A 25,399-nucleotide genomic window follows, 5' to 3' on the forward strand; every position below is an offset into this window, starting at 1 on the left:
CCTTCTTTCATTCAGCTATTTTTCGTTACTTTAAAAGTTGCCATTCCAGTTGCAGCAAGTAGGCCATTTTCGTCGAATACATCCCCTCTGCAACTACCTTTATTTCCGTTTGTATGGATATGATAGCCTTTACAGACGAGTCTACTAATCTGTTCTTGCTTAAATATTTGAACATGTAAATCAATGGTTGCTGTAGAGCCGCCCTCTCGTTCTGACAACGCCGTTCCGAGCGCAACATCAAGCAGTGTGTAATAAAGACCACTGGAAACGTGCCCAACTTCATCCTTATGAAACGCTTGAACATTCACCGAAACCACGACTGCTCCTTCATCATCTTCTTGCCTTATCATTCCAAGATGATCAAAGAAAGTAGATTGCTGTATCTTCATATCTTTATTGTTCATTTTATTGTACCTGTAGATTTTCTATTAAAATGGCCATTCCCTGCCCACCACCGACACATAAAGACGCAATCCCGTAACGACCACCTCTTTTTTGCAGTTCATGCATTAATGTCACGACAAGCCGCGAACCCGTAGAACCTACAGGATGTCCGAGCGCAATCGCACCGCCATTCACATTTAACTTTTCTGAATCAATGTTAAGTTCGCGCTGCACAGCGAGTGCTTGGGATGCGAACGCTTCATTGATTTCAAATAATTCAATCTCCTCAATCGATAAATTTGCCTTTTCAAGTAGTTTTTGAATCGCAGGTACCGGACCAATTCCCATAATTTCGGGTGGCACTCCAACCGCGACCCAGTCAACGACTGCAACACGCGGTGTCAGCGACAGTTCCTTTGCCTTTGATTCACTCATAAGAAGAACAGCGGAAGCGCCATCATTTCGACCGCATGCATTGCCAGCGGTTACGGACCCTTCTTTCTTAAACACCGGCTTCAGTTGACCAAGTTTTTCAATCGTTGTTTCCGGTCGCGGATGCTCATCTTTATCAAAGACAACCGTTCCTTTTCTCGACTTTATTTCATACGGAACAATTTCATCATCGAATTTCCCATCTTCAATTGCTGCCGCTGCTCTTTTTTGACTTTCAATCGCAAATGCATCTTGGTCTTCTCTAGAAATCCGGTACTTTTGTGCAACATTTTCAGCAGTTATTCCCATACCCATATCTTCACCGTAAATTTCTTTAGGCTGCTGACCTGCCTCTAAATTTGCATCGACTAAATACGTTTTATCCCCGCCAAAACGGGCACCGCGCAAGTAAATAGCTGAACTGCTCATACTTTCAGTTCCGCCAGCGACCACAATAGTAGCCTGATTTGACTGAATCTGTTGAACACCAGAAGCGATGGCCTGCATTCCGGAAGCACAAAGGCGATTCACCGTAAATGCCGGTTTTTCATTTGGAATGCCTGCTCGAATTGCTGCAACGCGAGCGACATTCGACGATTCAGTCGTCTGCCGAACTTCTCCTAAAATAACCTCATCTACTTTTCCAGGTGAAAGAGATGCCTTTTCCAACAATTTTACAATGACATGTGAACCTAAAAATCCTGAGTTAATTTCTTTTAATGCGCCGCCGTACCTTCCAATCGGCGTACGCACCCCCTCGACAATGACCACACGTTCCCTCATAACATAGCCTCCCTTATGAATATTCTTTATTTAATTGGCCTGAAATAATATTCTTTTGGATTTCTGAAGTACCTTCATAAATACGAGTAATTCTTGCATCGCGATAAAATCGTTCGATTGGATAATCAGAAATGTAGCCAATACCGCCATGAATTTGCAATGCTTTATCGGCGACGCGATTATACACTTCCGATCCGTAAAGTTTTAACATTGCGGCTTCTTTAATGACTTTTTGTCCTTCATCAACCATCCAGGCGACGCGATATGTAAATGATCTCAACGCTTCGATTTCAACTGCCATCTCCGCTAGCATATGAGCGACGGCCTGGTGTTCAATAATCGGGACTTTAAATTGTACGCGTTCTTTTGCATACATAACTGATAAGTCGAGTAACTTCTGACAGGAACCTAAATTTCTTGCCGCAAGCCCTGCACGCCCATTGGTTAAGATTTTTAAGGCATTTACATATCCCTGCCCTTCTCCACTTAATACATTTTCAACGGGAACCTCGCAGTTTTCCATAATAACTTCTGCTGAATGCGAGCCACGTAAACCCATTTTCTTCTCAACTGCACCAACATAGAACCCTGGAAAATCTTTTTCAATGATAAAAGATGTAATTCCTTTCGCTCCTTTGGAAGGTTCTGTTACTGCCATCACAGTAAAAACATCCGCTTCCGTCGCATTTGTTATATAATGCTTCGTTCCATTCAATATATATTTATCGCCCTTTTTAACGGCCGTTGTTTTCAAATTCGTCGCGTTCGACCCTGCATCTGGCTCGGTTAAAGCAAAAGCACCAATCTTTCTGCCCGCAGCCATGTCAGGTAAATATTTTTTCTTTTGTTCTCCATTTCCCATCTCGACAATACCTACTGTTCCAATCCCTGTGTGAGCACCTATCAATGTAGTATAGCCGTTGTGTGTAGCACCAATTTCTTCATATAACGCACACTTCCCAACCATTCCAATTCCGAGACCACCGTACTCTTCAGGTATACTTAATCCAAACAAACCCATTTCTTTAGACATTTCTACAATATGTTCAGGGATTTCATTTTCTTCTTCAATCTGCATCGCGACCTTCTCGACTTCATTTTGAATGAAATCGCGGACATGTCGTTTTAAAACTTTTATATCCTCATCCAATTCAAAGTTCATTCCTCCGCACCCCTTTTAATCGTATTGATAAAATCCGCGTCCACTTTTTTTACCAAGCCAACCGGCTTTCACATATTTTTTCAATATCGGACAAGGACGATATTTTTCGCCGAGTGTCTCATGCAAATATTCCATGTTTCGAAGCCGTGTATCGAGCCCGACTAAATCCGCGAGGGCAAGGGGGCCCATCGGATGGTTCAATCCAAGCTTAATCGACTTATCGATGTCTTCGATTGATCCAACGCCCTCCATTACCATATTCATTGCTTCATTTCCAATTAAACAATTCATTCGGCTAACCGCAAAGCCAGGGAATTCATTAATGTTCACACATTCTTTGCCGATGGATTCGCCGAATGCAAAGCATTTTTCAATCGTTTCTTCAGACGTTTCAAGGCCGCGTATCACTTCAATAAGTTTCATTTTAGGTACCGGATTAAAAAAGTGAAGAGCTATACATTGAGCAGGACGACTTGTTTGAGCAGCGATTTCTGTCGGACTCATCGTTGACGTATTCGTCGCTAAAATCGTCTTTTTCGGTGCGTATTCATCAAGCTCCTTAAAAATTGCTATTTTTAAGTCCATCAATTCAAGGACAGCTTCTATTATTAAGTCAGCTTCATACGCCGCTTCTTTTAAGTCCGTTGTATAAACGATTGATTTTTTATTGCTGTATTTCTCAATGTACTGACGGCATACATGAAGGGATGCTTCATTCACATCGTGTACTTTAACGTCGTAACCCGCCTCGAGACAGGTGAGAGCGATTCCTCTTCCCATCGTACCGGCACCTATGATTGAAATGTTTTTCATCTATATCTCTCCCAACCGTCGTTTAATTAACTACCGCCCTCATTTTTTCAAACTCTTCTGTAAGCAACGGCAAGACTTCAAACAAATCGCCGACGATGCCATAGTCCGCAACCTTGAAAATATTTGCTTCCGGATCTTTGTTGATGGCGACAATGACCTTCGAGTTCGACATGCCCGCTAAATGCTGAATGGCTCCGGAAATACCGGCTGCGATGTACAAATCAGGCGTCACAACTTTCCCCGTCTGTCCGATCTGTAAAGAGTAATCGCAGTAGTCCGCATCACAGGCTCCGCGGGATGCACCGACCGCACCGCCAAGCACTTCAGCAAGTTCATTCAATAAGTCAAAACCTTCTTCACTTTTCACACCCCGCCCTCCGGCAATGACAACTTTTGCTTCTGTCAAATCGACGCCTGTTGAGGCTTTGCGGACGACTTCTTTAATAATTGTACGAAGGTTTGTAATGGGTACTGCGACGCTTGAAACTTCACCAGAACGTGCTTTGTCCTGTTCAAGCGGCGCGATGTTGTTCGGACGGATTGTCGCAAAGACGATGCCTTCTTTCACAGTCAGCTTTTCAAATGCTTTACCAGAATAAATTGGGCGTGTGAAAATGACTTCCTCGCCTTCTTCTTCAATTGATGTGGCATCAGAAACGAGGCCCACACCGAGTTTCGCTGCAATTTTTGGTGATAGGTCTTTACCGAGCGCTGTATGACCGAAAATGATGCCTTCCGGTTTTTCCTGGTCCAAAACGCCCATGAATGCCTGTGAATATCCGTCTGATGTGTACTGCCCTAGCTGCGCATCTTCAACCGTAATGACACGGTCCGCACCGTACTGAATCAGTTCTTCCGCGAACTTGCTGACCGATTCGCCGATTAATACACCGATCGTTTCTCCACCATCCGCAATTTTCTTACCAGCAGCAATTGCCTCAAATGACACGTTTCTTAGTTGTCCATCACGAGCCTCACCTAATACAAGTACTTTTTTTCCCATCAATAAAACCTCCTGTTATGCTTTGTCGTTAAATAACTTTCGCTTCGTTATGGAGCAACTTCACAAGTTCTTCCACTTGAGCAGAAATTTCTCCATCAAGCAAACGACCAGCGTTTTTTTGCGGTGGAAGATAAATTTCAAGCGTTTTTGTTTTCGCTCGTACATCCTTTTCTTCTAGATCTAAATCGTCAATTTCAACTTCTTCTAATGGCTTTTTCTTTGCTTTCATGATTCCAGGAAGCGAAGGATAACGCGGTTCGTTTAATCCTTGCTGACATGTAACAAGTACAGGTAGAGATGTCTGAATACTTTCTGAATCCCCTTCGACATCGCGCATAATAGAGACATCATTGCCGTTCACTTCAATTTTTGTAATTGTCGTAACGTACGGAATGTCGAGTCCTTCCGCAACGCGCGGCCCAACCTGACCACTTCCTCCATCAATTGCCACGTTGCCCGCAAAGATGATATCAGCGTTTTTATCTTTTAAATACTCCGTTACTATTTTCGCAGTTGTAAACTGATCGCCTTCATCCAGATCATCTTCTGTGTTTATTAGAACAGCTTTATCGGCCCCCATCGCGAGCGCTGTCCGTAGCTTCTTTTCTGCTTCATCGCTTCCTACAGACACGACTGTCACTTCGCCTCCATGCTTGTCGCGAAGACGAATGGCTTCTTCTACGCCGTATTCGTCATACGGGTTAATGATGAATTCGGCGCCGTCTTCTTGGACTTGTCCATTTGCGATTGAAATTTTCTCTTCCGTATCAAATGTTCTTTTCAGCAATACGAAAATTTTCATGTCAGTACCCCCACTCTGATTCCTTTTTCATCGTATTCATAAAAACCTTTTCCTGTCTTTTTACCGAGCTCGCCTTTTTCTACTTTTTCAGCTACAATACGGGCCGGCTTATCTTTTTCATCTCCACTTTCGTTATATCGTTGCATCCGCACAAAATAATTTACATCAATTCCCGTTAAATCCATTAACGCAAACGGGCCAATCGGGTGATTTAGTGCTTTTTTACAGACCAGATCAATTTCTTCATGTGTGGCGTAACCGTTTTCATAAAGGAATAGTGCTTCATCCATTAATTTACCGAGAATACGGTTAGCGATGAAGCCCGAAATTTCTTTCTTAAGCAATACCGGTGTTTTACGGATGCTTTCCACAAATGCCATGCTTTTCGCTGCTGTTTCTTCAGACGTATGAGGTCCTTTAACCACTTCAACCAACTCCATGACAAGAACTGGATTAAAGAAGTGAATATTACAAACATTTTCCGGATGGCTAACTACATCGGCTAGTTTTGAACTAACAATCGTTGAACTATTCGTCGCTAATATCGTATCATTCGCAACAATTTTATTGAGCTTTGCAAAAAGTTCACGTTTTGCATCCAGTTTTTCAACAATTGCTTCAATCACTATATTTGCATTTGACAAGTCTTCAATAGAAGCCGTAAAAGATAGGCGGTCAAATGCGTTGTCTACTTCTTCCCGCGTATATCTCCCTTTTTCAACGCGACTATCCATCTGCCCTTTGAGAAATACCTTTGCTTTATCAAGACTCTCCTGTTCAATATCTTGTAACGTGACCGGATAGCCCGCAAGCGCACATACCATCGCGATTTGTGAACCCATCGCACCTGAACCGACTACAGCTACGCAATTAATTTTATTATTTTCCACTATGCTCAATCCCTCTCCTGTAAAGATAGTAATGGTGAAAATGCAATGATAGATATACTATTTTTCCTAGATTTTATTTTTCATTAAATATATTGTGGTTTACGTTTTTCGAAGAATGCATTTACTCCTTCTTTGAAGTCTTCCGTTTCAAAACACATACCTTGTGCAAATCCTTCTAATTCAAGCGTTTCACTAATTTCTGCTAAGATGCTTCTATTTGTTAATTTCTTTGTTAAGCCCATTGCAATAGCTGGTCCCTCAGCCAATGTAGCGGCTAAAGAAAGTGCTTCTTCTAACAGTAAATCATTTGGAACAATACGATTTATAACACCCATTTTTTGCGCTTGGTCAGCAGTCATTTTTCCGCCTGCAAGCATCAGTTCTAAAGCACGATGACGTCCTATTAATCTTGGAAGAAAATAGATAGAACCAAGATCAGGTATCAAACCAACTTTTATAAAGCTCTGAATGAAAGAGGTTGAGTGAGTCGCCACGATTATGTCACAAGCCAATGCAAGACTGGATCCTGCCCCAGCAGCTATTCCATTAACTGCAGCAATAACAGGTTTTTCTAAATTGAGGATAGAATGAATCATTTCATGTCCCGCTTGCAATCTTCTTCTTCCTGATACTGCATCTACCGTTTTTAAAGCGCTTAGATCACCTCCGGCAGAAAAAGCTTTACCTTCGCCAGTTAATATAATGACTTTTACTTCATCATTATCTTTAATACTAGTAAAAAAGCTTCTTAACTCTTCTCTCATTTCTTGACCAAGTGCGTTTCTAATTTCTGGTCGATTTAATGTAACAACACAAACTTTATTTTCAAATTCCACTTTAATATTTTCATACGTATCATCTAACATTTGTAATTCCTCCCGTCCATTTCGGTTCGCCTTATTTTTTCCCGTTCATCTCTAAACCTCTCTTCTCTAGTTCTTCTTTAATAAGCAGTCTTTTTAAAAGCTTACCGACTGTGTTTCTCGGGAGTTCCTCCATCACTTCAAATTCTTTTGGTACTTTGTATGGCGTTAACTTTGTATAGCAGTAGCCTTTTATTTCATCGATATCGATTGTGACTCCTTCTTTTGGAACAATAAATGCTTTAATCGTTTCTTCTAAATCAGTGTGAGGAATGCTCGCCACCGCTGCTTCTTGAATATCTGGATGTTCGTATAAGACACTTTCCACTTCTTGTGGATAGATATTAAAACCGCCGACAATAATCATTTCTTTTTTTCTGCCGACGATATAAAAATAGCCTTCTTCATCCATCATCGCCAGGTCGCCTGTATACAGCCAGCCATTATGCAACGTCAACTTCGTTTCTTCCTCGCTGTTCCAGTAACCTTTCATGATTTGCGGTCCTTTAATGAGTAGTTCGCCCACACTATTTGGCCCCAGTTCTGTATCGGTGTCGTCAATGATCATACAATCTGTACCCAGTAACGGAATTCCGACGCTGCCTACTTTTCGTTTAGCGAATGACGGATTGCGATGTGTTGTTGGAGATGTTTCTGACATACCGAACCCTTCAGCAATCACAGCACCTGTCAATTCTTCAAATCGCTTAATGACTTCAATAGGGAGTGGAGCGGAGCCGCACGAACAATGATTTAAGCACCTTAAATCGAATTTTTCGATAGCTGGGTAATTGATAAACGCATTGTACATTTTAGGCACGCCCGGAAAGTATGTTGGCCGATACTTTTTCACACTATCAAGAACATGCTGAATTTCAAATTTAGCAATCAAAAGAATTGTTGCGCCAATATAAATACCAAGATTCATTGCACTCGTCATTGCATACACATGATAAAGCGGAGTTGCCGTTAGAATAACTTCTTTTCCCTCTAGCATGCTTTCACCATACATTCCAAAGCTTTGAACGACGTTGGAAGTAAGATTATAATGAGTTAGCATAGCCCCTTTCATTACTCCACTGGTCCCTCCTGTATATTGAATAACAGCGACATCCTCATGCGGATTAATTTTTTCAGGTCCACTGATCGCCTTTCCATTTTCAATAAGTGATTGAAGAGATATGAATCCACTCTCGTCATCCTCAATCGAGAAGCACTGTTCGAACGAATACACCTCTTTTATTTCTTCAACGGTACGCTTAGCAGTCTTGTCAAACACAATATATTGCGTGTTCGAATCGATCACAATCTGCATTAACTCCCGCGATGTATACATTGGATTCACTTGGACAACTATGAGGCCCAGCGCCTGCGCAGCATAGTAACTCACAATATAAAGAGGGTGATTGGCCATCATCAGGCCAATCCGATCCCCTTTTTTCAATCCAATCTCTTTCCACTTTCCAGCAAGTTTGTCCACTTGTGTCTTTAGAGCTGTGTAATCTGTCGGTTCGTCTTCAAATACAATCGCCGTATGGTTAGGAAACCGCTTAACGGTATTTTCAAGAAACGCGTAAATGGAGCTTTCCGGTAGTTTAATAGATAGTGTTCCCTCTTTGTACCACTGCTTCCATGGTTTATTTACTGTTCTTTCCACCATCTGCACCCCCATTTAGATAATTACCCTTCTAACACTTTCCGTGCAATAATGAGGCGTTGAATTTCATTTGTACCTTCGTAAATTTTTGTTATTCGTGCATCACGATAAAATCTTTCAATCGGATAATCAGCTACGTATCCCATACCACCATGAATTTGAACGGCTTTATCTGCAACTCTATTAAATACATCAGAAGCAAATAGTTTTGCCATGGACGCTTCTTTAATCACTGTTTTTCCATCATCAATCATATGTGCCGCCTTCAATGTAAGCATCCGAGCCGCTTCAGTCTCTGTTGCCATATCCGCAAGCATCCATTGAATCGCCTGGTTATCCGCAATCGGCTTGCCGAACTGCTTTCTTTCTTTTGCATAGGATGCAGAAAGTTCAATCAATTTATCGCATGAGCCTACCGCACGGGCGGCCAACCCAACACGACCTTCTCCGAGAATTTTCAAAGCGGACAAATAACCCATCCCCACTTCTCCGATGACATTTACATCCGGTACTTCACAATCTTCAAAAATGAGCTGGGCAGTATACGAACCTCGAAGACCCATTTTTTTATCTATTTTACCAATCGTGAAACCAGGAAAATCTTTTTCAATTAAGAAAGCAGTTATACCGCCTTTTGCACCTTTTTCTTTATCGGTTAAAGCAAAAACGGTAAAAACATCCGCGACTGGAGCATTCGTAATAAAATGTTTCGTTCCGTTCACAATCCATTTATCACCACGTTTTACTGCTCTCGTTTCTAAATTTGTTGCGTCAGATCCAGCCCCTGGTTCCGAAAGTGCAAATGCCGCGATTTTTTCTCCGGCTGCCATCCCTGGCAAATACTTTTCTTTTAAATAAGGGGAGGCCAGTTTCACTAGCCCTGTACTTCCAATTCCGGTATGTGCACTTATTAAGCTTACAAAACCATTATGTGTTCGCCCAAGCTGTTCAAGGATAACAGCCTTGCCAACTGTATTTAATCCGATTCCACCGTACTCTTCAGGAATACTTATACCAAACAATCCAAGTTCTTTCGCCTGTTCTATTAAGTGCTGTGGAATTTTATCTTCCTCTTCTATTTGCTGTGCGTACGGCTCTACTTCTCTCTCTACATAGTTTCGAACCATTTGTTTCATTTGCTCAATCTCTGGTTTCAATTGTGTGAACATGTTAATTTCCTCCCTTTTATGGTCAATCTCACTAACTAATATATAGATACTTGCAATTTACATGCCAAACTTAAAGATGCCTTATTCTCTGGTTTTAGTACCTTTACACGTATCCCACAACATTTCCGATTCACTTTTGAATCAAATAGTTGCTTAATCTCACTTACATAAGCGATTCAATTTTGAATTATCGATCCATTTTTGATTATTTAGTTAATTAAAAAACAAAAAACCTGTGAAAATACAGGTTTAATGGTTGTTCTCTTTATTTTTCAATAGTAAATAAACGGTTTTCAATGCAGTTATCGATGTCCTGTGTACAAGAGCTTCGTTTATTAAATAGCCTATTAACTCGTCCGCTTCTGATACTTTTCCCTTTCGAATATCTTGAAGCATCGATGTCTCGTGCTTTCTTGCAAATTCGGCATTTTGAAAAGCAATGTGGATGTCATCTTCAGTTAACGGATAGCCACACATTGCGGCTATCTGAATTGTTTCCAATCCAATCATCCATGCGACCTCCCTTAAATGAGGATCGTCAAGTATTTGTCCTATTGTCCTATCCGTCGCAGCTGATAAGGGGTTAAATAGTAAGCTAAACAAATATTTCTTCCATTTTCTCAACATAATTTGCCGAGAACAATCAGCTGGTATTTTTGCTTCATTTAATAAGGTTGAGAATTTTTCCACAGTGCCTTCCCTCTCCTTGCCGAGCGCGCCGAGAACTATTTTATACCTCCCGCTTTGTTTAATAACGCCCGGTGATTTGACTGAAGCCTGCACATAGACTGCCGCTGATAATACGCGTTCCTCTCCAAATATCTCGACAAGTTTTTCCTCGTTATTCACGCCATTTTGAAGCGTCATGACATACGCAGATTCCAGTATTACTTCTTTTAGCCTTTCAGCAGTTTCCTTCGTATCGCCTGATTTAACGCAAAATAATATCAATTCACAGTCGGCAAGAGCTTCAATTTTCTCAGTGAATGTCTGATAGATGGTTACTTCTTCATTTCATCTTACGATTACTAATCCATTTTTGTTCATTTCCTCCAAGTGAGCTCCACGCGCAATGTACTTAACATCATGTCCCGCTTCAGTTAAAAAACTACCGAAAAAAGAACCGACTGCCCCACTTCCCATAACTCCAATATTCATAGGGAACTCCCCTTTCCTTTCAATAGAACATTGTATTTTTTCAGTTTCCTAACAATGGTTGGTTGGCTCGTGTCAAGAGCCTTTGCTAAGTCATATGTTGTCGCATATTTTTCAGCTGCCCGCTTCAGAAGATTTTCCTCAGCTGCTTCCACCGCTTTTTTCAATGTCATTGTTTCATCGATTTCAATAGACTGCGAATTGCTTTTTATTTTGTACTCAGCTGGAAGATGTTCGATTTCAAGCCGATCTACGCTATTGAGCAGAACAATTTGTTCTAGCAAATTGGAAAGCTCTCTTATATTACCAGGCCAATTATGTCGATAGAAAAAAGAAATGAGTTCAGCATTCAACTCTTTTTTCATGCCATACTTTTCATTAATATCTTTCAAAAATAACTTTATTAATTCATGTATCTCCTCTTTACGTTCCCGTAAAGGCGGGATAACAATCGGAACCACGTTTAAACGGTAATATAAATCTTCACGGAACTTCCCTTCTTGAACCATTTCTTTTAAATTCCGATTAGTTGCTGCAAGCAACCGGACATCAACTTTTTTAGTCGACGTGCCACCAACCCGCTGTATTTCTCTTTCTTGAATGACCCTCAGCAATTTCACTTGCAAGTCTAACGGCATTTCACCAATTTCATCTAAAAACAAAAATCCTTTATCCGCCATTTCAAACATTCCAGGTTTCCCATTTTTACTTGCACCTGTAAAAGCACCTCCAGCATAACCAAACAGTTCTGACTCCAATAGGTTCGAGGGAATTGCACCACAATTCACTTTAATATATTTACCACTTCTACTGCGCTCGCTTTCATTGTAAATATATTTGGCCAGCACATCTTTACCCACACCTGTTTCTCCAAGAATCAGAACTGTTGCGGAGACATTAGCGATACGCTTTGCTGTGTCATAGATAATCCGCATCTGCTCATTTTCCACAACCGTCTTCCCATCTATTAAAGACTCACTTCTTCTAAGTCTTTCAATTTCCTTCTGGTAGCTTTTATTTAATTCGTTCGCTTTTCGAAGAGCACTTTGCAAGCCATTTAAATCGGATAAGTCACGTACATTCGTAACAATGCTTTCTACTTCGCCTTGTTCATTGAAAATCGGGTTGCCGGTAAGAAGCGTTTCCTTACCCGAATAATTGAGTTGCATAAGCGACACACTTCTCTTTTTTTCCATGACTTTATGCGTAACCGAATCCTCAAGAATTCCCCGCTTAATTAAATCGTCTACTTTCTTATTTAAATAATATTCTTTCGGTATGCCCGTAATTCTTTCAATTGCTGAATTCGTTCGCAATGTGACGCCGTCTATATCTGTAATATAAATGCCATCATACGAACTCTCGATGACCGCGTCAAGATGACGATTTATACGTTGCAACTCCTCCAGTTCGCTCGACTTATTTTCAAGTTCTCGCGAAGTAATTCCAACATAGACAATTCCATCCGTATTCAATTGTTCTTTTAAAAATACATATCCTTTATTGTTCAAACTGGCCTGAATTAATTTCCCTCCCTGGTTTGCATGCCATCCGTCGAAGATTTCTTTGACAGATTTATTTAAAACGTCTTTTTTCATATCGACTAGAAGATGCTCATTCATATGAATCACTTCATTATTTAAAGATGTTTCAAGATATAGAAAAGGCATTTTATCCTCCTGGTTCAAAACAAGCACCCCTTTTCCATAATGTTACTGTTATTTTCACAATAATGCAAAATGACAACTACCACTATGCTTTATCCGTGAATCGATTCTTCCGCCCTTAGTTGTTTTATAAATAACTTAAAACGGTAACCAAAAATAATAGCGGCAACCAGTGCTAGGAACGACAAAAAGCCATAAACGAATACATACTGGTAGTATCCTGATAGCCCATCATCAAAATAGGACAATAACTTTCCTGAAAGTGTAACGCCAATACCACCACCCATATACTGAATCAATTGAAGTGTACCAATTCCGCTAGACAACTGTTCTATGGGTAATATTTTCGTTAAGATAGTTGGCAAGCTTGTCGTAATACAAACAAAGCCGCTACTTGAGATACCAAAAATAATAATGATAAATAAAATAGAAGCATTTCCGAATAAACTTGCCATCCCCCCTGCAAGGACCATAAGAATCGTTCCCGTAAGAGCTACCCATTCAGCACCTATCCAATCGACTGCTCTACCCGCTAGTATGGATATCACAACGGCTGTAAGTGCGCCAGGAAATAAAGTAAGACCTATTAGAGCAGAACTCTCCATGTTAAAAAAACTGACAAGTGTTAATGGCAATAAAAACAAAATAGAAAAGTTACAGAAAAAGATGAGAAAGCCTATGCTAGTAATCGATAAAAAGGACATGTCGTTTAATATGCCCCCAAAACATAAATAGCACCGCGATTAATAAAGGACTCCATAACCATGAATAAATAATTGTCCCTATAAAAAGAACAATTCCTACGAAGAAAATAAACATGCCGATGTAGTCAAACACTTCTTTTCTTCTCTTTTCAAGCGGAAGCAATAGAAAGTAAAAGGGTAATCCAATTAGCGACAATAACGAAATACTAAACAAATATCTCCACCCAAAAAACTGGGTCAATATACCACCCATAAGAGGGCCTATTCCAAAGCCTAGTGTAACAGCGGCTGCAACCAGTCCAAGTCTTTTTCCTCTTTGATTGAAAGGGATATATCTCGTAGTCACAATAATGCTAAGTGCAGAAATAGAAGAAGCACCAAATGCTTGAACGATACGCGCTAGTATAAGTCCCGTATAGGAGAATGCTGTCATTCCAATAATAGAACCTGTGCAAAGAAATAATATACCGATAGATAATAGCCATTTAATTGGAATTGATTCGGAAAGTTTACTATACAATATTGCACTCAATGCAAAAATAATAGAATAACTACTTACAACCATCGAAGCGGATTGTGCATTCACCTTAAAAAAGTCAATAATAACAGGAATAGCGACATTGAACATTGAAGTGTTCATAACTGTAATTAGCGTGTTTAAAAATACCGCAAAATATAATAGTGTTTCATGCCTCATTAATACGTCTGGTTCAATAAAAGTATTCTGCAGTTTTATAGGATCCATTTTGAATTTCTCTCCCCCTCTGTCCATTTCCCTGCTCCTATATCTAATGCAATTATCGTGCCTATAAAAAAAGCTCTTTACTTAAACTTCTTTGGTTAGTATATTGCTTCACTAATGTTGCATTAATTGAAACCGAAAATAAAAAGTTCCCCAAATATTCAAAGATGCAATGAACCCATAAGAAAAAAGTCCTTTATAATGGTATATACAGGTAGTTCCTGTACAAATCCACTAAAAAGGACTCACGCATGGACAAGAAAACACTAAAAACTACATTTGGTAAATGGGTTGGACCCACTAATTTTGATAAACTGAGAAAAATTGTCGATTTATACAGACAGGATCATTATACAAAAAAGTTACGATGCAATCTTTCGTACTGCTGATGCTTTATTCTCATTTAAGTGGGAAGAGTTCCGGAAAACCAAATCGGGTATAAGATACATCTACGCCTCGTATTTAACGAAGATGGTTCACAATATCCCGAAAAGGAAATCATGACAATTGCCAAGGGAAATGACCGAAATCAGCTTGAAGTTCTTATCGATGAAAAGGAAGCCATGTATGTCTTTGACCGTGAATATGTAGACTATAAACGCTTAGATACCTTTACCGATGACGGCTTCTAATTTGTTTGTAGAATCAGAAAAAATGCTATTATACAGGTCTTAGAAGATTTTTCACTTCTGGAAGTAGGCCCGGTATTGGCCGATAAGGAACTAGTGAGTACTAATAAGGCAAGACAAAAAGGATAAACTTAAAAAGATCAGCCATTCACGCAGATGGCTGATCTGTTGTATTGCTATATAGGGAACGATAAAATAACGTCAACTAGTGGATGCACGATAAGTTAGATTTTCACTGTATAAAAATGCTTCACTAATTCACGGTTTTTAGCTTTAAAAATGTCATTATGTGAAGAGACCATTCCTTGTCCATAAGCATCTGGCATAATATATTGCTTCGCCTTATTCACTGCATTTGCTGCGTCTTGAAACGCCCCTGCGATTAAATGGAGCTTCCCTTCGTGATTCAATATATCTCCCGCTGCATACAGTCCTGAGACTGATGTTTCACTCATAGGATTACCTGAAACACTGTATTCATCTGCCATTTCAATATTTAATCCACTATTTGAGGTCAACTCTTTATCCCGATCATAGCCATGATTAATAATTACTTCGTCAACAGACAGCTGAATCTTATTGCCATATTCTCCGCTAACTAACTCTACTTTCTCAATGGTTTCATGGTCACTCGCTGCAATGAGTTTTTGGATCGATGTATTCAATAAGCACTCGACAGAACTATTAAATAGCCGCGATACTTCTGCCTCATGCCCTTTCAACATGTCTTTCCGGTAGGTTAAATAGACTTTTTTCGCAATCGGTTCCAATTCATTCGCCCAGTCAACAGCCGCATTGCCGCCACCTGATATCAATACGGTTTTCCCCTTAAAACGTGCAAGAGATTTTACCGTATAGTGCAAATTTGAAACCTCAAAACGTTCAGCACCTTCAATTTCCAATTTTGTTGGTTTCAAGATTCCTCCACCAACAGCTAAAATGACTGTTTTAGATAAATGCTTTTGGTTCGTTGATGTCTGAATAACAAAGTTGCCTACATCATTTTTGTTAATCGACGTCACTTTTCCACCTAATACAAGATCGGGCTCAAAAGTTAATCCTTGCTGAACTACTTGTTTAATCAGTTGTTCTCCTGAAACAGGTGTAAGTCCCCCTATATCCCAAATCATTTTTTCCGGATAGACATGCACTTTCCCGCCTAAATAAGGTTGGAATTCGATGATTTTTGTTTTCATTTCCCTTAAACCACTATAAAAAGCGGAAAAAAGTCCTGCTGGGCCACCGCCAATAATCGTTACATCATACAGCTGTTCTGAATTCATCATCAAAGCCCCTTTTATAGTTAATTATTATTACTTCGTTCAACGATCATGTCTACAAACAAGTCAATTTGCTCATAAATTGCAATCGGATCATACCTGTAATACGTATCAAAATCATTGTAAAACACTTGATTATTCTTCATTGCGTCCAATCCTTGCCAAATCGACGACTCCTTCAAGTTATTTAAAGCCTCTCCTTTTTTCTCAGGATCGTAAGTCGTCAAAAACATATAGTCTGCAGCGTACTCAGGTAATACTTCCATTGACAGCTGAAGTATTTGTTCTTCATTTTTATGTGGCACGTTAAGTTCTAACGCATTATATAGGGCTTATCCCCCGCGTCCTGCATTATCTCCAAAGATCCATAGTTCACCTTTATCCGTTAATTCATAAATACCAAATGTTGCATCCGCATCTATGATCGTTGAAAGTTTTTCTCTTCCCTCTATTGCTTTCTGATCAAATTTGGTGATGAAGTTCTCTGCTTCCTCATGATTACCCGTAATATCACCAAATAATTTGATCGTTTCTTGAATATTAGTTGCCGTTCCATATGGAATATGGAGCGTTGGTGCAATTTCTGAAAGTTGTTCGTAATTTTCATCATACATAACAACAATTAAATCCGGTTCCAGCTCCAACACTTTTTCAACATTTACCGGCTGACCAATCTCGACAGCATCCTTTAGTAAATCCTTGATGAATGGATTGTCGAAGGCAGTTGGCTCGACACCTACTACATTCCCTCCGACAGAAAGCAACTCTCCACCATAAAAGTCAGTCACAATTCGCAATGGTTTTTCTGGGATTTTAATCGGTCCTTTAACTGTGTCAAACGTCCGATTCTCCACGATTTGTTGCTCTACATCTGTTTCTTTTATTTCCTTCTCTGTCGATTTATCTTGTTCGGCACTTCCAGCGGAGCATGCACCCAGTATCAAAATGAGGCACAGTGATAATGTGATTCTCATGATCTCATTTAATTGTTGAAGCATTTCTCACATCCCCCTTTATTGATAACGATTTTCATTCTCAATGATAAAATAAAAAAATTTATTCAACTAGATGATTATATTCTCCTCTAAACGAATTTTATTTAGTAAGCGATTCCACAACGCCATCAATAATTTGAGTGTTAGCGATTGGTCCTGAGTATAACCAGCTAGTCTCAGCGTCATATTCATAAATATGGTCATTTTTCACCGCGGGTATGTTTTTCCATACTGGATCCTGTAACATTTCTGCGCCATTTCCTTTATCACTATTGATCAAGAAGATATGATCTGCATCTAATTCAGCTAATCGTTCCAAGGAAATCTCCGACCAATTTCCTGTAGCGCTGCTTGAAATTTCTTTGACTACATTTGGAGTTGAAAGTCCAAGATCACCGTATAAAACAGCTCCACTAGATACATTATCACTAACTATAAAGAATGTATTATTAACGAGCCAAATGGCAGCAGCTGATTCCTTACCAATTGAGTCCTGTATGATTTCTTTTGAATCCGTAGCTTTTTTTTCATATTCTTCTAATACCTGTTTTGCCTCATCCGTTTTCTCGAAAATCTCGCCTACTTTTAATAGTTTATCGCGCCAATCACTGTTATTCTCTACTTCAAGCACATATGTAGGCGCAATTTTTGAATACTGCTCGTATTTCCCCCCTTCCACAGCTTCCGCAGAACTCATAACGAGTAAATCCGGTGAAAAGCTGGTCACGACTTCAAATGGAAGGTCATGCGGAATTGTCGGTACGTCTTTTAAATAATCTTGTAAATAATTTTGAATCGATGCGCCGTCATTCACTGTCCACTGCGCAAGAGGCGTTATTCCGAGTGCTACTAAATTATCTTCTAAATAAGAAGCAATAATACGCTCAGGTTTTGCAGGAATCGTCACTTCATGCCCCATTGCATCTGTTAGTATACGTTCCGATGAAAGTTCTTCAGTTACCTGTTCTGTTTCGTTATCTTTGGTTTTTACACCATTTTCACTAGTATCGCCACAACCTGCCAAAGACAGTGATAGTACTAAAAAACTAGACATGATTACAGTTCTTTTTTTATTAGTTAACATCGATTCATACTCCTACTATTCGTTTTTTGTCAAAAAATAATAATCTTAAAGGGAACAAGAACTTCATAATTTCTTTACAGATGATGGCTCGGTTATATCAATCTTTCAAGCGCGATAGGAGGTAAAGGAAGTACGGCGCCCCAATCACAGCGACGACAATCCCAGCTGGAATTTCTGATGGCTGCAGTATAAAGCGACCAAGCGTATCCGCAACAAGGACCAACAACCCCCCAGTTAATGCTGCAGCTGGGATTAAATATTGATGTCTAGATCCAACTAGTTGACGGGCCAAGTGAGGACCAATCAGCCCTACAAAACCGATACCACCACTAACTGACACGCTAGCTCCCGCTAAGCCGACTGCTGCAGCAAGTAATATACGCCGCTCCTTCTCAATCGATGCACCTAAGCCAGTAGCTGTTAAGTCCCCTAAATTCAGCACGTTCAATACACGTGCTTTCATAAATACATATGGAATTAAAACGAGGTTCCATGGCAACAGAGCCAATACAAACTTCCAATTTGACACCCAAATACTGCCCGCCAACCAAGTAGCAACAAATTGATAATTCTCTGGATCTAAGCGTAGTGTTAAAACAATCATGACCGAACTAATACCCGCTGCAACTGCCACACCCGTGAGCAGTAACCGCATAGGTGAAATTCCCTCATGTCGTTTATAGGCTAACGAATAAATGATCACTGCTGTTATGCCTGCACCTAAAAACGCTAAGACAGGTAGTATAAAGACAGGTGTTGCAGTAGTTGATGGATAAAAAGATATAAATAACATGACAGCTAGGCCTGCACCTGCGTTGATTCCTAATATGCCTGGATCGGCCAAAGCATTGCGCGATATCCCTTGTAACACACAGCCCGATACCGCCAGCCCCATCCCTACCAATACCGCAATAACTATACGGGGTAATCGAAACTCAAATAGAATTAGGTGTTGTTTATCCGTTCCGAATCCAAATAGCGTGCGAATCACTTCAAGCGGTGTCAATCTTATAAATCCCGTATTCATGCTAATCATGAACGCAACAACAATGAGCAGCCCAAGAACACCGATGATTATCAGATTTTTAGTATTGGCCCTTTGTTGATTATTCGCCTTATTAATCTTTTCGTTCATAGTTCTTTTCCTCCTTTTCGAGCAAGATACAGGAAGAATGGTACTCCAATTAAAGCAATCAATGCGCCAATTGGGGTTTCATATGGAGGATTTATCATTCGTGCTCCGAGATCAGCTAAAACAACTAAAAGACCACCAAGCACAATGGAACAAGGAATAATCCAACGATAATCATGACCCACTAGAAAACGAGTAAGATGAGGAACGAATAAACCAACAAAACCAACGGCTCCCACTACAGAAACAGCAATTCCAGCTAGGATTAGCACGATAATCATCCCAGCAAGTTTAATGGTCTTTGTTCGTTGACCTAGCCCAATCGCCACTTCTTCTCCAAGACTTAAGAGTGTGATTGAACGTGAAAGAATCAGTGCACCGATCATCGCAATGATAATCCATGGGGACATGATTTGAAGATGAACCCATTTCGTACCCGATACACCGCCAGCATACCAAAAGGCTAAATCTTGACCAATACGAAAATAAAGTGCAACGCCTTCGCTAAGTGCTCCAAACAATGCACTTACTGCCGCTCCAGCAAGGACAAGTCGCATCGGAGTCAACCCGCCTCGTGACATCGAACCGACTCCGTACACGATTCCAACGCCTACACCAGCACCTAAAAAGGAAAACATGATTAAGTACAGATATGGCAGGCCGGGTGCAAAAGCAAAACAGAGTGCGAGCATAAATGCAGCACCGGCATTCAGACCCAAAAGACCGGAATCCGCTAGTGGATTTCGAGTCATCCCCTGCATTAGTGCACCAGCTACAGCAAAACATGATCCAACGATTGCTGCACCAAGAACGCGCGGCAGACGTATTTCTCGGATAATTTGATGCTGTGTTAAATCAGGGTTAAATTGAAACACAGCCGTCCAAACAGTCGCTAATTTAATGTCCGCAGCTCCAAATGAAATGGAAAGGCCAATCGCAATTAGTAATGCAACAATACCTCCGCACAAAACAACTACCGCCACAACGGGATGTGAGTGTTTCTTGATTTCTATTAGTTTTTCTATCTCGGCAGAAGCCTCCGCTGAAGTAGACATACATTTCCTCCCCACAACAAACTTCCAAACGGTATACCTTATTGAGAAAAAAGGTTACCGTTCCTTCTGACACAATTGATACGATAGACAAATTGGATTTTCACTAAATGGACAAGTTGTAATCCTAGCGTCTATGTTAAATACTAGCTGTAAATTAGAGCAAGTCATCACTTCTTCTGGTGTCCCCTCCTTCATCAATGTGCCATCTTTCATGGCAATCAGATAATCAGAAAAACGGGATGCATGGTTCAAATCGTGAAGCACCATGACAATCGTCCGACCTTCCTCCTTATTAAGTCGCTGTAAGAGAAGTAGAATATCCAGTTGATGTGCTAAATCTAAATATGTAGTTGGCTCGTCGAGAATTAAAATTTCAGTGTCCTGCGCAAGCGCCATCGCAATCCACACGCGTTGCCTTTGTCCACCTGATAATGCTTCAACAGGTCGATCCTTAAACTCATTTAACCCGGTTACTTCAATTGCCCAATAAATATACTCATAATCTTCTTTTTTTAATGAACCGAATCCATTTTGATGTGGGAAACGGCCGTAGGAAACCAATTCAAATACAGTAAGCCCACCTGGTGCATTCGCCGATTGCGGCAAAATCGCCATCTTCTTAGCAACTTCTCTCGTTTCTAACTGATGGATTGCACGTCCGTCAAGATAGACGCCACCGCTTTTTGTTTTCAGCACGCGCGATATAGCTTTTAATAATGTAGATTTCCCACAACCATTGGGCCCAATAATCGTAGTTATCTTTTTTTCAGGAATAGAGACACTTAAATCATCTATTATTAGTGTGTTTGAGTAACCAATCGCAACTTGATTTACTGTAATCGCTGACATGTACTGTACTTCCTCTCCTACTAATAATCGTATCGATTGATTAAGGTTTCGTTCCTTCTATTATATTTCTTAGTATCTACTTTTAACTGATAACGATTATCAATCTCATTTATATACTAGGTTCTTTTTAGAAGACTGTCAACAGTTTGTTGAAGTTACTTACTCGTTATTTTTAGTCACTCGACAGACGTTTTGTATTTTCACTAATAAAAATAAGGATATCAATGCCGTATTGGCATAGATATCCTTATTAAATATATAAGTTTGCCATGTTGCGAAATGAAAATACTATTTCAACATTCACTGGCACTCATAATGATTTTTTATTAGTTAGCTTATCTTTCAACTCGCCAATCTTATCTCGTGCCTGCCCTTTATACTTGTCAACTTTGTCACTATCCATTGCAGCACCGATCTTGTCTTTCACTTCACCAAGTTTATCCTGCGCTTGCCCTTTATACTTGTCAACCTTGTCACTATCCATTGCTGTATCGACTTTATCTTTGGCTTTGTTAACAGCACCTTTTACTTTGTCGGAAAAATTGTTGAACATACTAAAACCTCCACTGTCTTGATTATTTAACTATATACGTGACGTCCATTTTAGTAAATTCTAAAGGAACTACGCTAAAAATCAAGTCATAATAAGTATGTTTCTAAAAAATGATACCTGGAATATGCCAAGTTTAGTTGACTAGAAACACGCTCTGTTCAATTTGTTTCATTTCATAGAAGTAACCTTTTTTATCCATCAATTCTTCGAATGTTCCAGCCTCGACTATGGTTCCATGGTCCATCACAATGATTTGATCCATCTTCTCTAATCCTGTTAAGCGATGGCTAACGACAATAACAGTATCCTCTTTTGCTTTTTCAAATAAATAGCCCATGATATGTGCCTCGGTTAATGCATCAATGGATGAGGTTGGCTCATCTAATAGCCATAAAGGTGATTTTATGAGCAGAGCCCTAGAAATAGCGAGACGCTGTTTTTCTCCACCCGAAAGATTCTCTCCTTTTTCTAAGACTTTATCATCTAAAGAAAAGTGTCCAAGCTTCACCTGTTCCAACATGTCTTCCATTTCAGTGTCACTTAATCCATCACCGGCAAGCAGTAAGTTATCTCGTATGGTTCCATAGAAAAAATGATTTTCTTGTAAGACTACATTTGTATTTTCCCAAATAGACTCTTGTGATAAATGATCAATCGATTCAGTGTTATAACGAATCTGACCTTGGTCTACATTATAAAATTTTAAAAGCAACTGCAATAACGTTGATTTTCCAGAACCACTTGGACCGACTATGGCTGTTTTCGAACCAGCTGGAAATGTTGTAGTTACATTTGTTAACGTATTACGTGTTTCATCTGGAAAAGCAAATGTTACATCCTTCACTTCAATCGAAGGAACCCCTTGAATAGAACGATTTTCAAAAACTTCTTGTGGTTTCTCTTGAACAAAGTTTTTACCAACAACTGCGGTAAGTCTTGACGCAGCTTGCCGACTCTCTTCTAAATAACTTGGGAAAGCTGCCATAGAAGTTGTATTCTCAAATACTGTCAATGAAACCATGACAAACATCGCAAGGTAAATCCCATTTAGTTGACCATCTGCCACTAAATATGCGCCAACACCTAGAACAACCAATGATATGAGAAGCGATAGAAATTTGTTAGCAGCCTGGCTGAATAAGTTATGAATACTTTCACGTTCTTGTTCATCTAAGTAGGCATGTACAGATTGATGCAGTTCGCCTTCTTTTTCTTTTAGTTGCTGGTGTATTTTTAAATCACGAAATCCATAAAGAAATTCTGTCACTTTGGTAGACAATTCTCCGCGTCTTTGTCTCACCAGTCGATCCACTTTTCGTTGCGTTAATGCAAAAATTGATGGAACGACAAAGGTAGTTACCAGAAGACCGATGAATATGACCAAAGCTACTTCTATTGAAAACAGCCCTGTAAAAAAGATTGTACATAAAAATACTAAAAGTAAAACAACCGGTGGGTAAAACACGCGCAAAAAGAAATTTTGTAATGCCTCCACATCACCCACGACTCTAGCAAGAAGATCTCCGCTTCGATATTTGCGGAATATCGTTGGAGCTAATGGTTCTAACCGCTCGTAAAAGGAAACACGCATATTACTTAACATCGTAAACGTCCCTCGATGAGAAAAATAACGTTCTCCGTAGCGACTTATTGCTGATATTATTCCTAAAATTTTAACCGACACAACAATAATCATTAACGTATAAATTGACGGTGTTAAAGCCGCCTTGGAGATCAAATACCCACTGGATGCAAATAAACTAACAGCTGTTATCCCAGATATAAACCCACAGATAATAGAATAGAAAATATCCTTTTTTTCTACGAATAATATCTTGATAACAAATCCTAAGTTATTCAATTTGTCATCCCTCCCTGTTGAACAGACACCATATTACGATACGTTTCCACCGATTCAAGCAGTTCCTCATGTGTGCCAGTGGCCAAGAGTTCTCCGTTTTCCAAGAAAATAATCTTGTCGGCATTTTTAATCGTATGGAGTCTGTGAGCCACTGTAATGACAGCTGAAGCTTTAGAAAGTTCCTTAATAGAAGCTTGCAAAATCTTCTCAGTCCGAAGGTCGAGGCCAGTTGTCGGCTCATCAAACAGAATGACAGATGGACTTTTCAGGAATGCTCTAGCAATGGCAATTCGTTGTTTTTCTCCACCTGAAAGGTCTCTTCCTCCTTCACCAATAGGTGTATCATAGCCGTGTTCAAGTGAAGCCACCAACTCGGAAATTCCAGCCTTTTCAGCAGCTTGTACGATTTCTACTCGAGTCGCATCCAAACTTCCGCCTAGAGCAATATTTTCCGCAATTGTTCCCGAAAACAAATAAGGGTTTTGTGAAATATAACTTAATCGATCAAACCAATCTTTCTCTTTGAAGTTTGACCTTGGTTTCCCGTTGATAAGCATTTCTCCCTCTGAAACTGAAACAAGTCCAGCAATCACATTTAATAGGGTTGATTTCCCCGCACCTGTTTTACCGACAATGGCTACTTGTTCATTTGGAACAATTTCTAGCTGAATGTTTTTTAATGTAAATGCATCTTCTCCATAAGTAAATCCTGCACCACGCAATTCAATTATCAGTGGTACTACTCTTTCCAAGCTTTCCGCTCCCCATAAAACAGGTTTCTCTGTTTCAGTTAGTTCATCAGCTAGCTTTTTAGCCGCCCCCATACTTCCCCTACCCATATGAAAAGCACTGCCTAAGTCTTTCAGTTTTGTGTAAAACTCTGGAGCCAATACCAACATAAAAAATGCGGTTAAAAATGCTAAATCCTGAAAAACGATTAAACGAAGGGCAAGTTCTAGGGCAATGATTCCCATACTCAGCATCGAAATGAATTCCAATACTAACGAATTTTGAAATGCAATTTTAAGTACTTCCATCGTAGCATCACGAAAATCAATACTGCTTTTTCGAATCGTTTCTTTTTGTTCTTTCGAACGACCAAGTAATTTAAGGGTTGTCAATCCCTGTAACGTATCGAGAAACCCTCCCGAAAAAGCAGCCATTTTATCCAATTGCTCTTCGGATTTGTCCTTTGTTTTGAAACCGATAATCATCATAAAAATCGGAATAAAGGGTGCGGTGATCATAATAATCAGTCCAGTGGCAATATGTTGTGTGAAGATGACCACTAGAATGATTAGTGGAATGATAGTAGCTTGTATTACTTGAGGAATATAATCGCTAAAGTAACTATCAATTTCATCCACAGTATCCATCATTACACTTACTTTTTTACCGGACTGTCCTTGAAGTGATGATTGCGCTGTACTATTAGAGAATTTATTTAAAAGGTTTTTTCGAAGATTCCCTTTAACCTGTGAAGCCATTTTCACTCCAGTTCTCCCACTCAAATATTGAAGGATTGTTCTTGCGAAAAACGCGAAGAACAATCCTATCAATAGCGGTATAACATCAGAGAATGTTGCATCTTTTAAAAAGATACGATCTACAACAGAGACTAATAAATAACCCTGTCCTACAATTGCAACACTTGTTGTGACAGCAAAAATGACCAAGAGAACCAGCTTTCTTTTCTGTTCTAATGCTAATTCTTTGAGTCCAACCATTGCTTATA

General features: G+C 39.8%; 22 protein-coding genes and 2 pseudogenes. 1 reads left to right on the forward strand and 23 read right to left on the reverse strand.

The annotated features are described in order from the left end of the window. Positions 1-11: 11 nt before the first annotated feature. The 14 genes and pseudogenes from AC1TO4_RS05955 to AC1TO4_RS06020 all read right to left on the reverse strand — a co-directional run bounded on the left by AC1TO4_RS05955 (position 12) and on the right by AC1TO4_RS06020 (position 14,256). Entirely contained in the window at positions 12-404 is a 393-nt protein-coding gene (locus AC1TO4_RS05955) for a PaaI family thioesterase (protein ID WP_482104564.1), read from the reverse strand. A 1-nt stretch (position 405) separates the two neighbouring features. Continuing rightward, positions 406-1,599, reverse strand: coding sequence for a thiolase family protein (locus AC1TO4_RS05960; RefSeq protein ID WP_482104565.1), 1,194 nt, complete (start codon positions 1,597-1,599; stop codon positions 406-408). 13 nt (positions 1,600-1,612) lie between these two features. After that, positions 1,613-2,761 (reverse strand): acyl-CoA dehydrogenase family protein, encoded by a 1,149-nt coding sequence (locus tag AC1TO4_RS05965; protein WP_482104566.1) that lies wholly within the window; start codon positions 2,759-2,761, stop codon positions 1,613-1,615. Positions 2,762-2,776: 15 nt separating this feature from the next. After that, positions 2,777-3,574, reverse strand: coding sequence for a 3-hydroxyacyl-CoA dehydrogenase family protein (locus AC1TO4_RS05970; RefSeq protein ID WP_482104567.1), 798 nt, complete (start codon positions 3,572-3,574; stop codon positions 2,777-2,779). Between the two features lie 22 nt (positions 3,575-3,596). Next, complete coding sequence (locus AC1TO4_RS05975) at positions 3,597-4,577, reverse strand: electron transfer flavoprotein subunit alpha/FixB family protein (protein WP_482104568.1); 981 nt, start codon at positions 4,575-4,577, stop codon at positions 3,597-3,599. Between the two features lie 28 nt (positions 4,578-4,605). Next, entirely contained in the window at positions 4,606-5,379 is a 774-nt protein-coding gene (locus AC1TO4_RS05980) for an electron transfer flavoprotein subunit beta/FixA family protein (protein ID WP_482104569.1), read from the reverse strand. After that, on the reverse strand, positions 5,376-6,269 hold the full coding sequence (locus tag AC1TO4_RS05985) for a 3-hydroxyacyl-CoA dehydrogenase family protein (RefSeq protein ID WP_482104570.1): 894 nt from the start codon (positions 6,267-6,269) through the stop codon (positions 5,376-5,378). The genes AC1TO4_RS05980 and AC1TO4_RS05985 overlap by 4 nt, the downstream gene beginning before the upstream one ends. Positions 6,270-6,352: 83 nt before the next feature. Beyond that, positions 6,353-7,135, reverse strand: a complete 783-nt coding sequence (locus AC1TO4_RS05990; protein WP_482104571.1) for an enoyl-CoA hydratase/isomerase family protein — start codon at positions 7,133-7,135, stop codon at positions 6,353-6,355. A 31-nt stretch (positions 7,136-7,166) separates the two neighbouring features. Beyond that, on the reverse strand, positions 7,167-8,789 hold the full coding sequence (locus AC1TO4_RS05995) for a long-chain-fatty-acid--CoA ligase (protein ID WP_482104572.1): 1,623 nt from the start codon (positions 8,787-8,789) through the stop codon (positions 7,167-7,169). A gap of 23 nt (positions 8,790-8,812) precedes the next feature. Then, positions 8,813-9,958 (reverse strand): acyl-CoA dehydrogenase family protein, encoded by a 1,146-nt coding sequence (locus AC1TO4_RS06000; protein WP_482104573.1) that lies wholly within the window; start codon positions 9,956-9,958, stop codon positions 8,813-8,815. A gap of 249 nt (positions 9,959-10,207) precedes the next feature. Then, positions 10,208-11,116, reverse strand: a pseudogene (locus AC1TO4_RS06005) (ketopantoate reductase family protein). Next, positions 11,113-12,783 (reverse strand): sigma-54 interaction domain-containing protein, encoded by a 1,671-nt coding sequence (locus tag AC1TO4_RS06010; RefSeq protein WP_482104574.1) that lies wholly within the window; start codon positions 12,781-12,783, stop codon positions 11,113-11,115. The pseudogene AC1TO4_RS06005 and the gene AC1TO4_RS06010 overlap by 4 nt, the downstream one beginning before the upstream one ends. 89 nt (positions 12,784-12,872) lie before the next feature. After that, positions 12,873-13,484, reverse strand: a complete 612-nt coding sequence (locus AC1TO4_RS06015; RefSeq protein WP_482104575.1) for an MFS transporter — start codon at positions 13,482-13,484, stop codon at positions 12,873-12,875. Next, complete coding sequence (locus tag AC1TO4_RS06020) at positions 13,462-14,256, reverse strand: MFS transporter (RefSeq protein WP_482104576.1); 795 nt, start codon at positions 14,254-14,256, stop codon at positions 13,462-13,464. The genes AC1TO4_RS06015 and AC1TO4_RS06020 overlap by 23 nt, the downstream gene beginning before the upstream one ends. A 470-nt stretch (positions 14,257-14,726) precedes the next feature. Here AC1TO4_RS06020 and AC1TO4_RS06025 point away from each other — a divergent pair, with 470 nt between their 5' ends. Beyond that, complete coding sequence (locus AC1TO4_RS06025) at positions 14,727-14,858, forward strand: hypothetical protein (protein ID WP_482104577.1); 132 nt, start codon at positions 14,727-14,729, stop codon at positions 14,856-14,858. A 221-nt stretch (positions 14,859-15,079) separates the two neighbouring features. Here the strand turns inward: AC1TO4_RS06025 and AC1TO4_RS06030 are convergent, their stop codons facing one another. The 9 genes and pseudogenes from AC1TO4_RS06030 to cydD form a co-directional block, all read right to left on the reverse strand. Continuing rightward, on the reverse strand, positions 15,080-16,138 hold the full coding sequence (locus tag AC1TO4_RS06030; protein ID WP_482104578.1) for an NAD(P)/FAD-dependent oxidoreductase: 1,059 nt from the start codon (positions 16,136-16,138) through the stop codon (positions 15,080-15,082). Between the two features lie 20 nt (positions 16,139-16,158). After that, positions 16,159-17,133, reverse strand: a pseudogene (locus AC1TO4_RS06035) (ABC transporter substrate-binding protein). A 97-nt stretch (positions 17,134-17,230) separates the two neighbouring features. Continuing rightward, positions 17,231-18,214 carry an iron-hydroxamate ABC transporter substrate-binding protein gene (locus AC1TO4_RS06040; RefSeq protein ID WP_482104579.1) on the reverse strand — a complete coding sequence of 328 codons (984 nt, stop codon included), beginning with the start codon at positions 18,212-18,214 and terminating at the stop codon, positions 17,231-17,233. A gap of 97 nt (positions 18,215-18,311) precedes the next feature. Then, positions 18,312-19,349: a FecCD family ABC transporter permease gene (locus tag AC1TO4_RS06045; protein WP_482104580.1), complete on the reverse strand. Its 1,038-nt coding sequence runs from the start codon at positions 19,347-19,349 to the stop codon at positions 18,312-18,314. After that, a complete protein-coding gene (locus tag AC1TO4_RS06050) occupies positions 19,346-20,401 on the reverse strand; it encodes a FecCD family ABC transporter permease (protein ID WP_482104581.1) in 1,056 nt (351 codons plus the stop codon). Before AC1TO4_RS06050 ends, AC1TO4_RS06045 begins: the two co-directional genes overlap by 4 nt. 54 nt (positions 20,402-20,455) lie before the next feature. Then, positions 20,456-21,250, reverse strand: a complete 795-nt coding sequence (locus AC1TO4_RS06055) for an ABC transporter ATP-binding protein (protein ID WP_482104582.1) — start codon at positions 21,248-21,250, stop codon at positions 20,456-20,458. Between the two features lie 310 nt (positions 21,251-21,560). Then, positions 21,561-21,803 carry a hypothetical protein gene (locus tag AC1TO4_RS06060; protein WP_482104583.1) on the reverse strand — a complete coding sequence of 81 codons (243 nt, stop codon included), beginning with the start codon at positions 21,801-21,803 and terminating at the stop codon, positions 21,561-21,563. A gap of 133 nt (positions 21,804-21,936) precedes the next feature. Next, positions 21,937-23,664 carry a thiol reductant ABC exporter subunit CydC gene (gene cydC / locus AC1TO4_RS06065; RefSeq protein WP_482104584.1) on the reverse strand — a complete coding sequence of 576 codons (1,728 nt, stop codon included), beginning with the start codon at positions 23,662-23,664 and terminating at the stop codon, positions 21,937-21,939. Further along, complete coding sequence (gene cydD / locus AC1TO4_RS06070; RefSeq protein WP_482104585.1) at positions 23,661-25,391, reverse strand: thiol reductant ABC exporter subunit CydD; 1,731 nt, start codon at positions 25,389-25,391, stop codon at positions 23,661-23,663. Before cydD ends, cydC begins: the two co-directional genes overlap by 4 nt. Between the last annotated feature and the right edge of the window lie 8 nt (positions 25,392-25,399).

The sequence above is a fragment of the Sporosarcina sp. Y838 genome, from assembly GCF_056786515.1.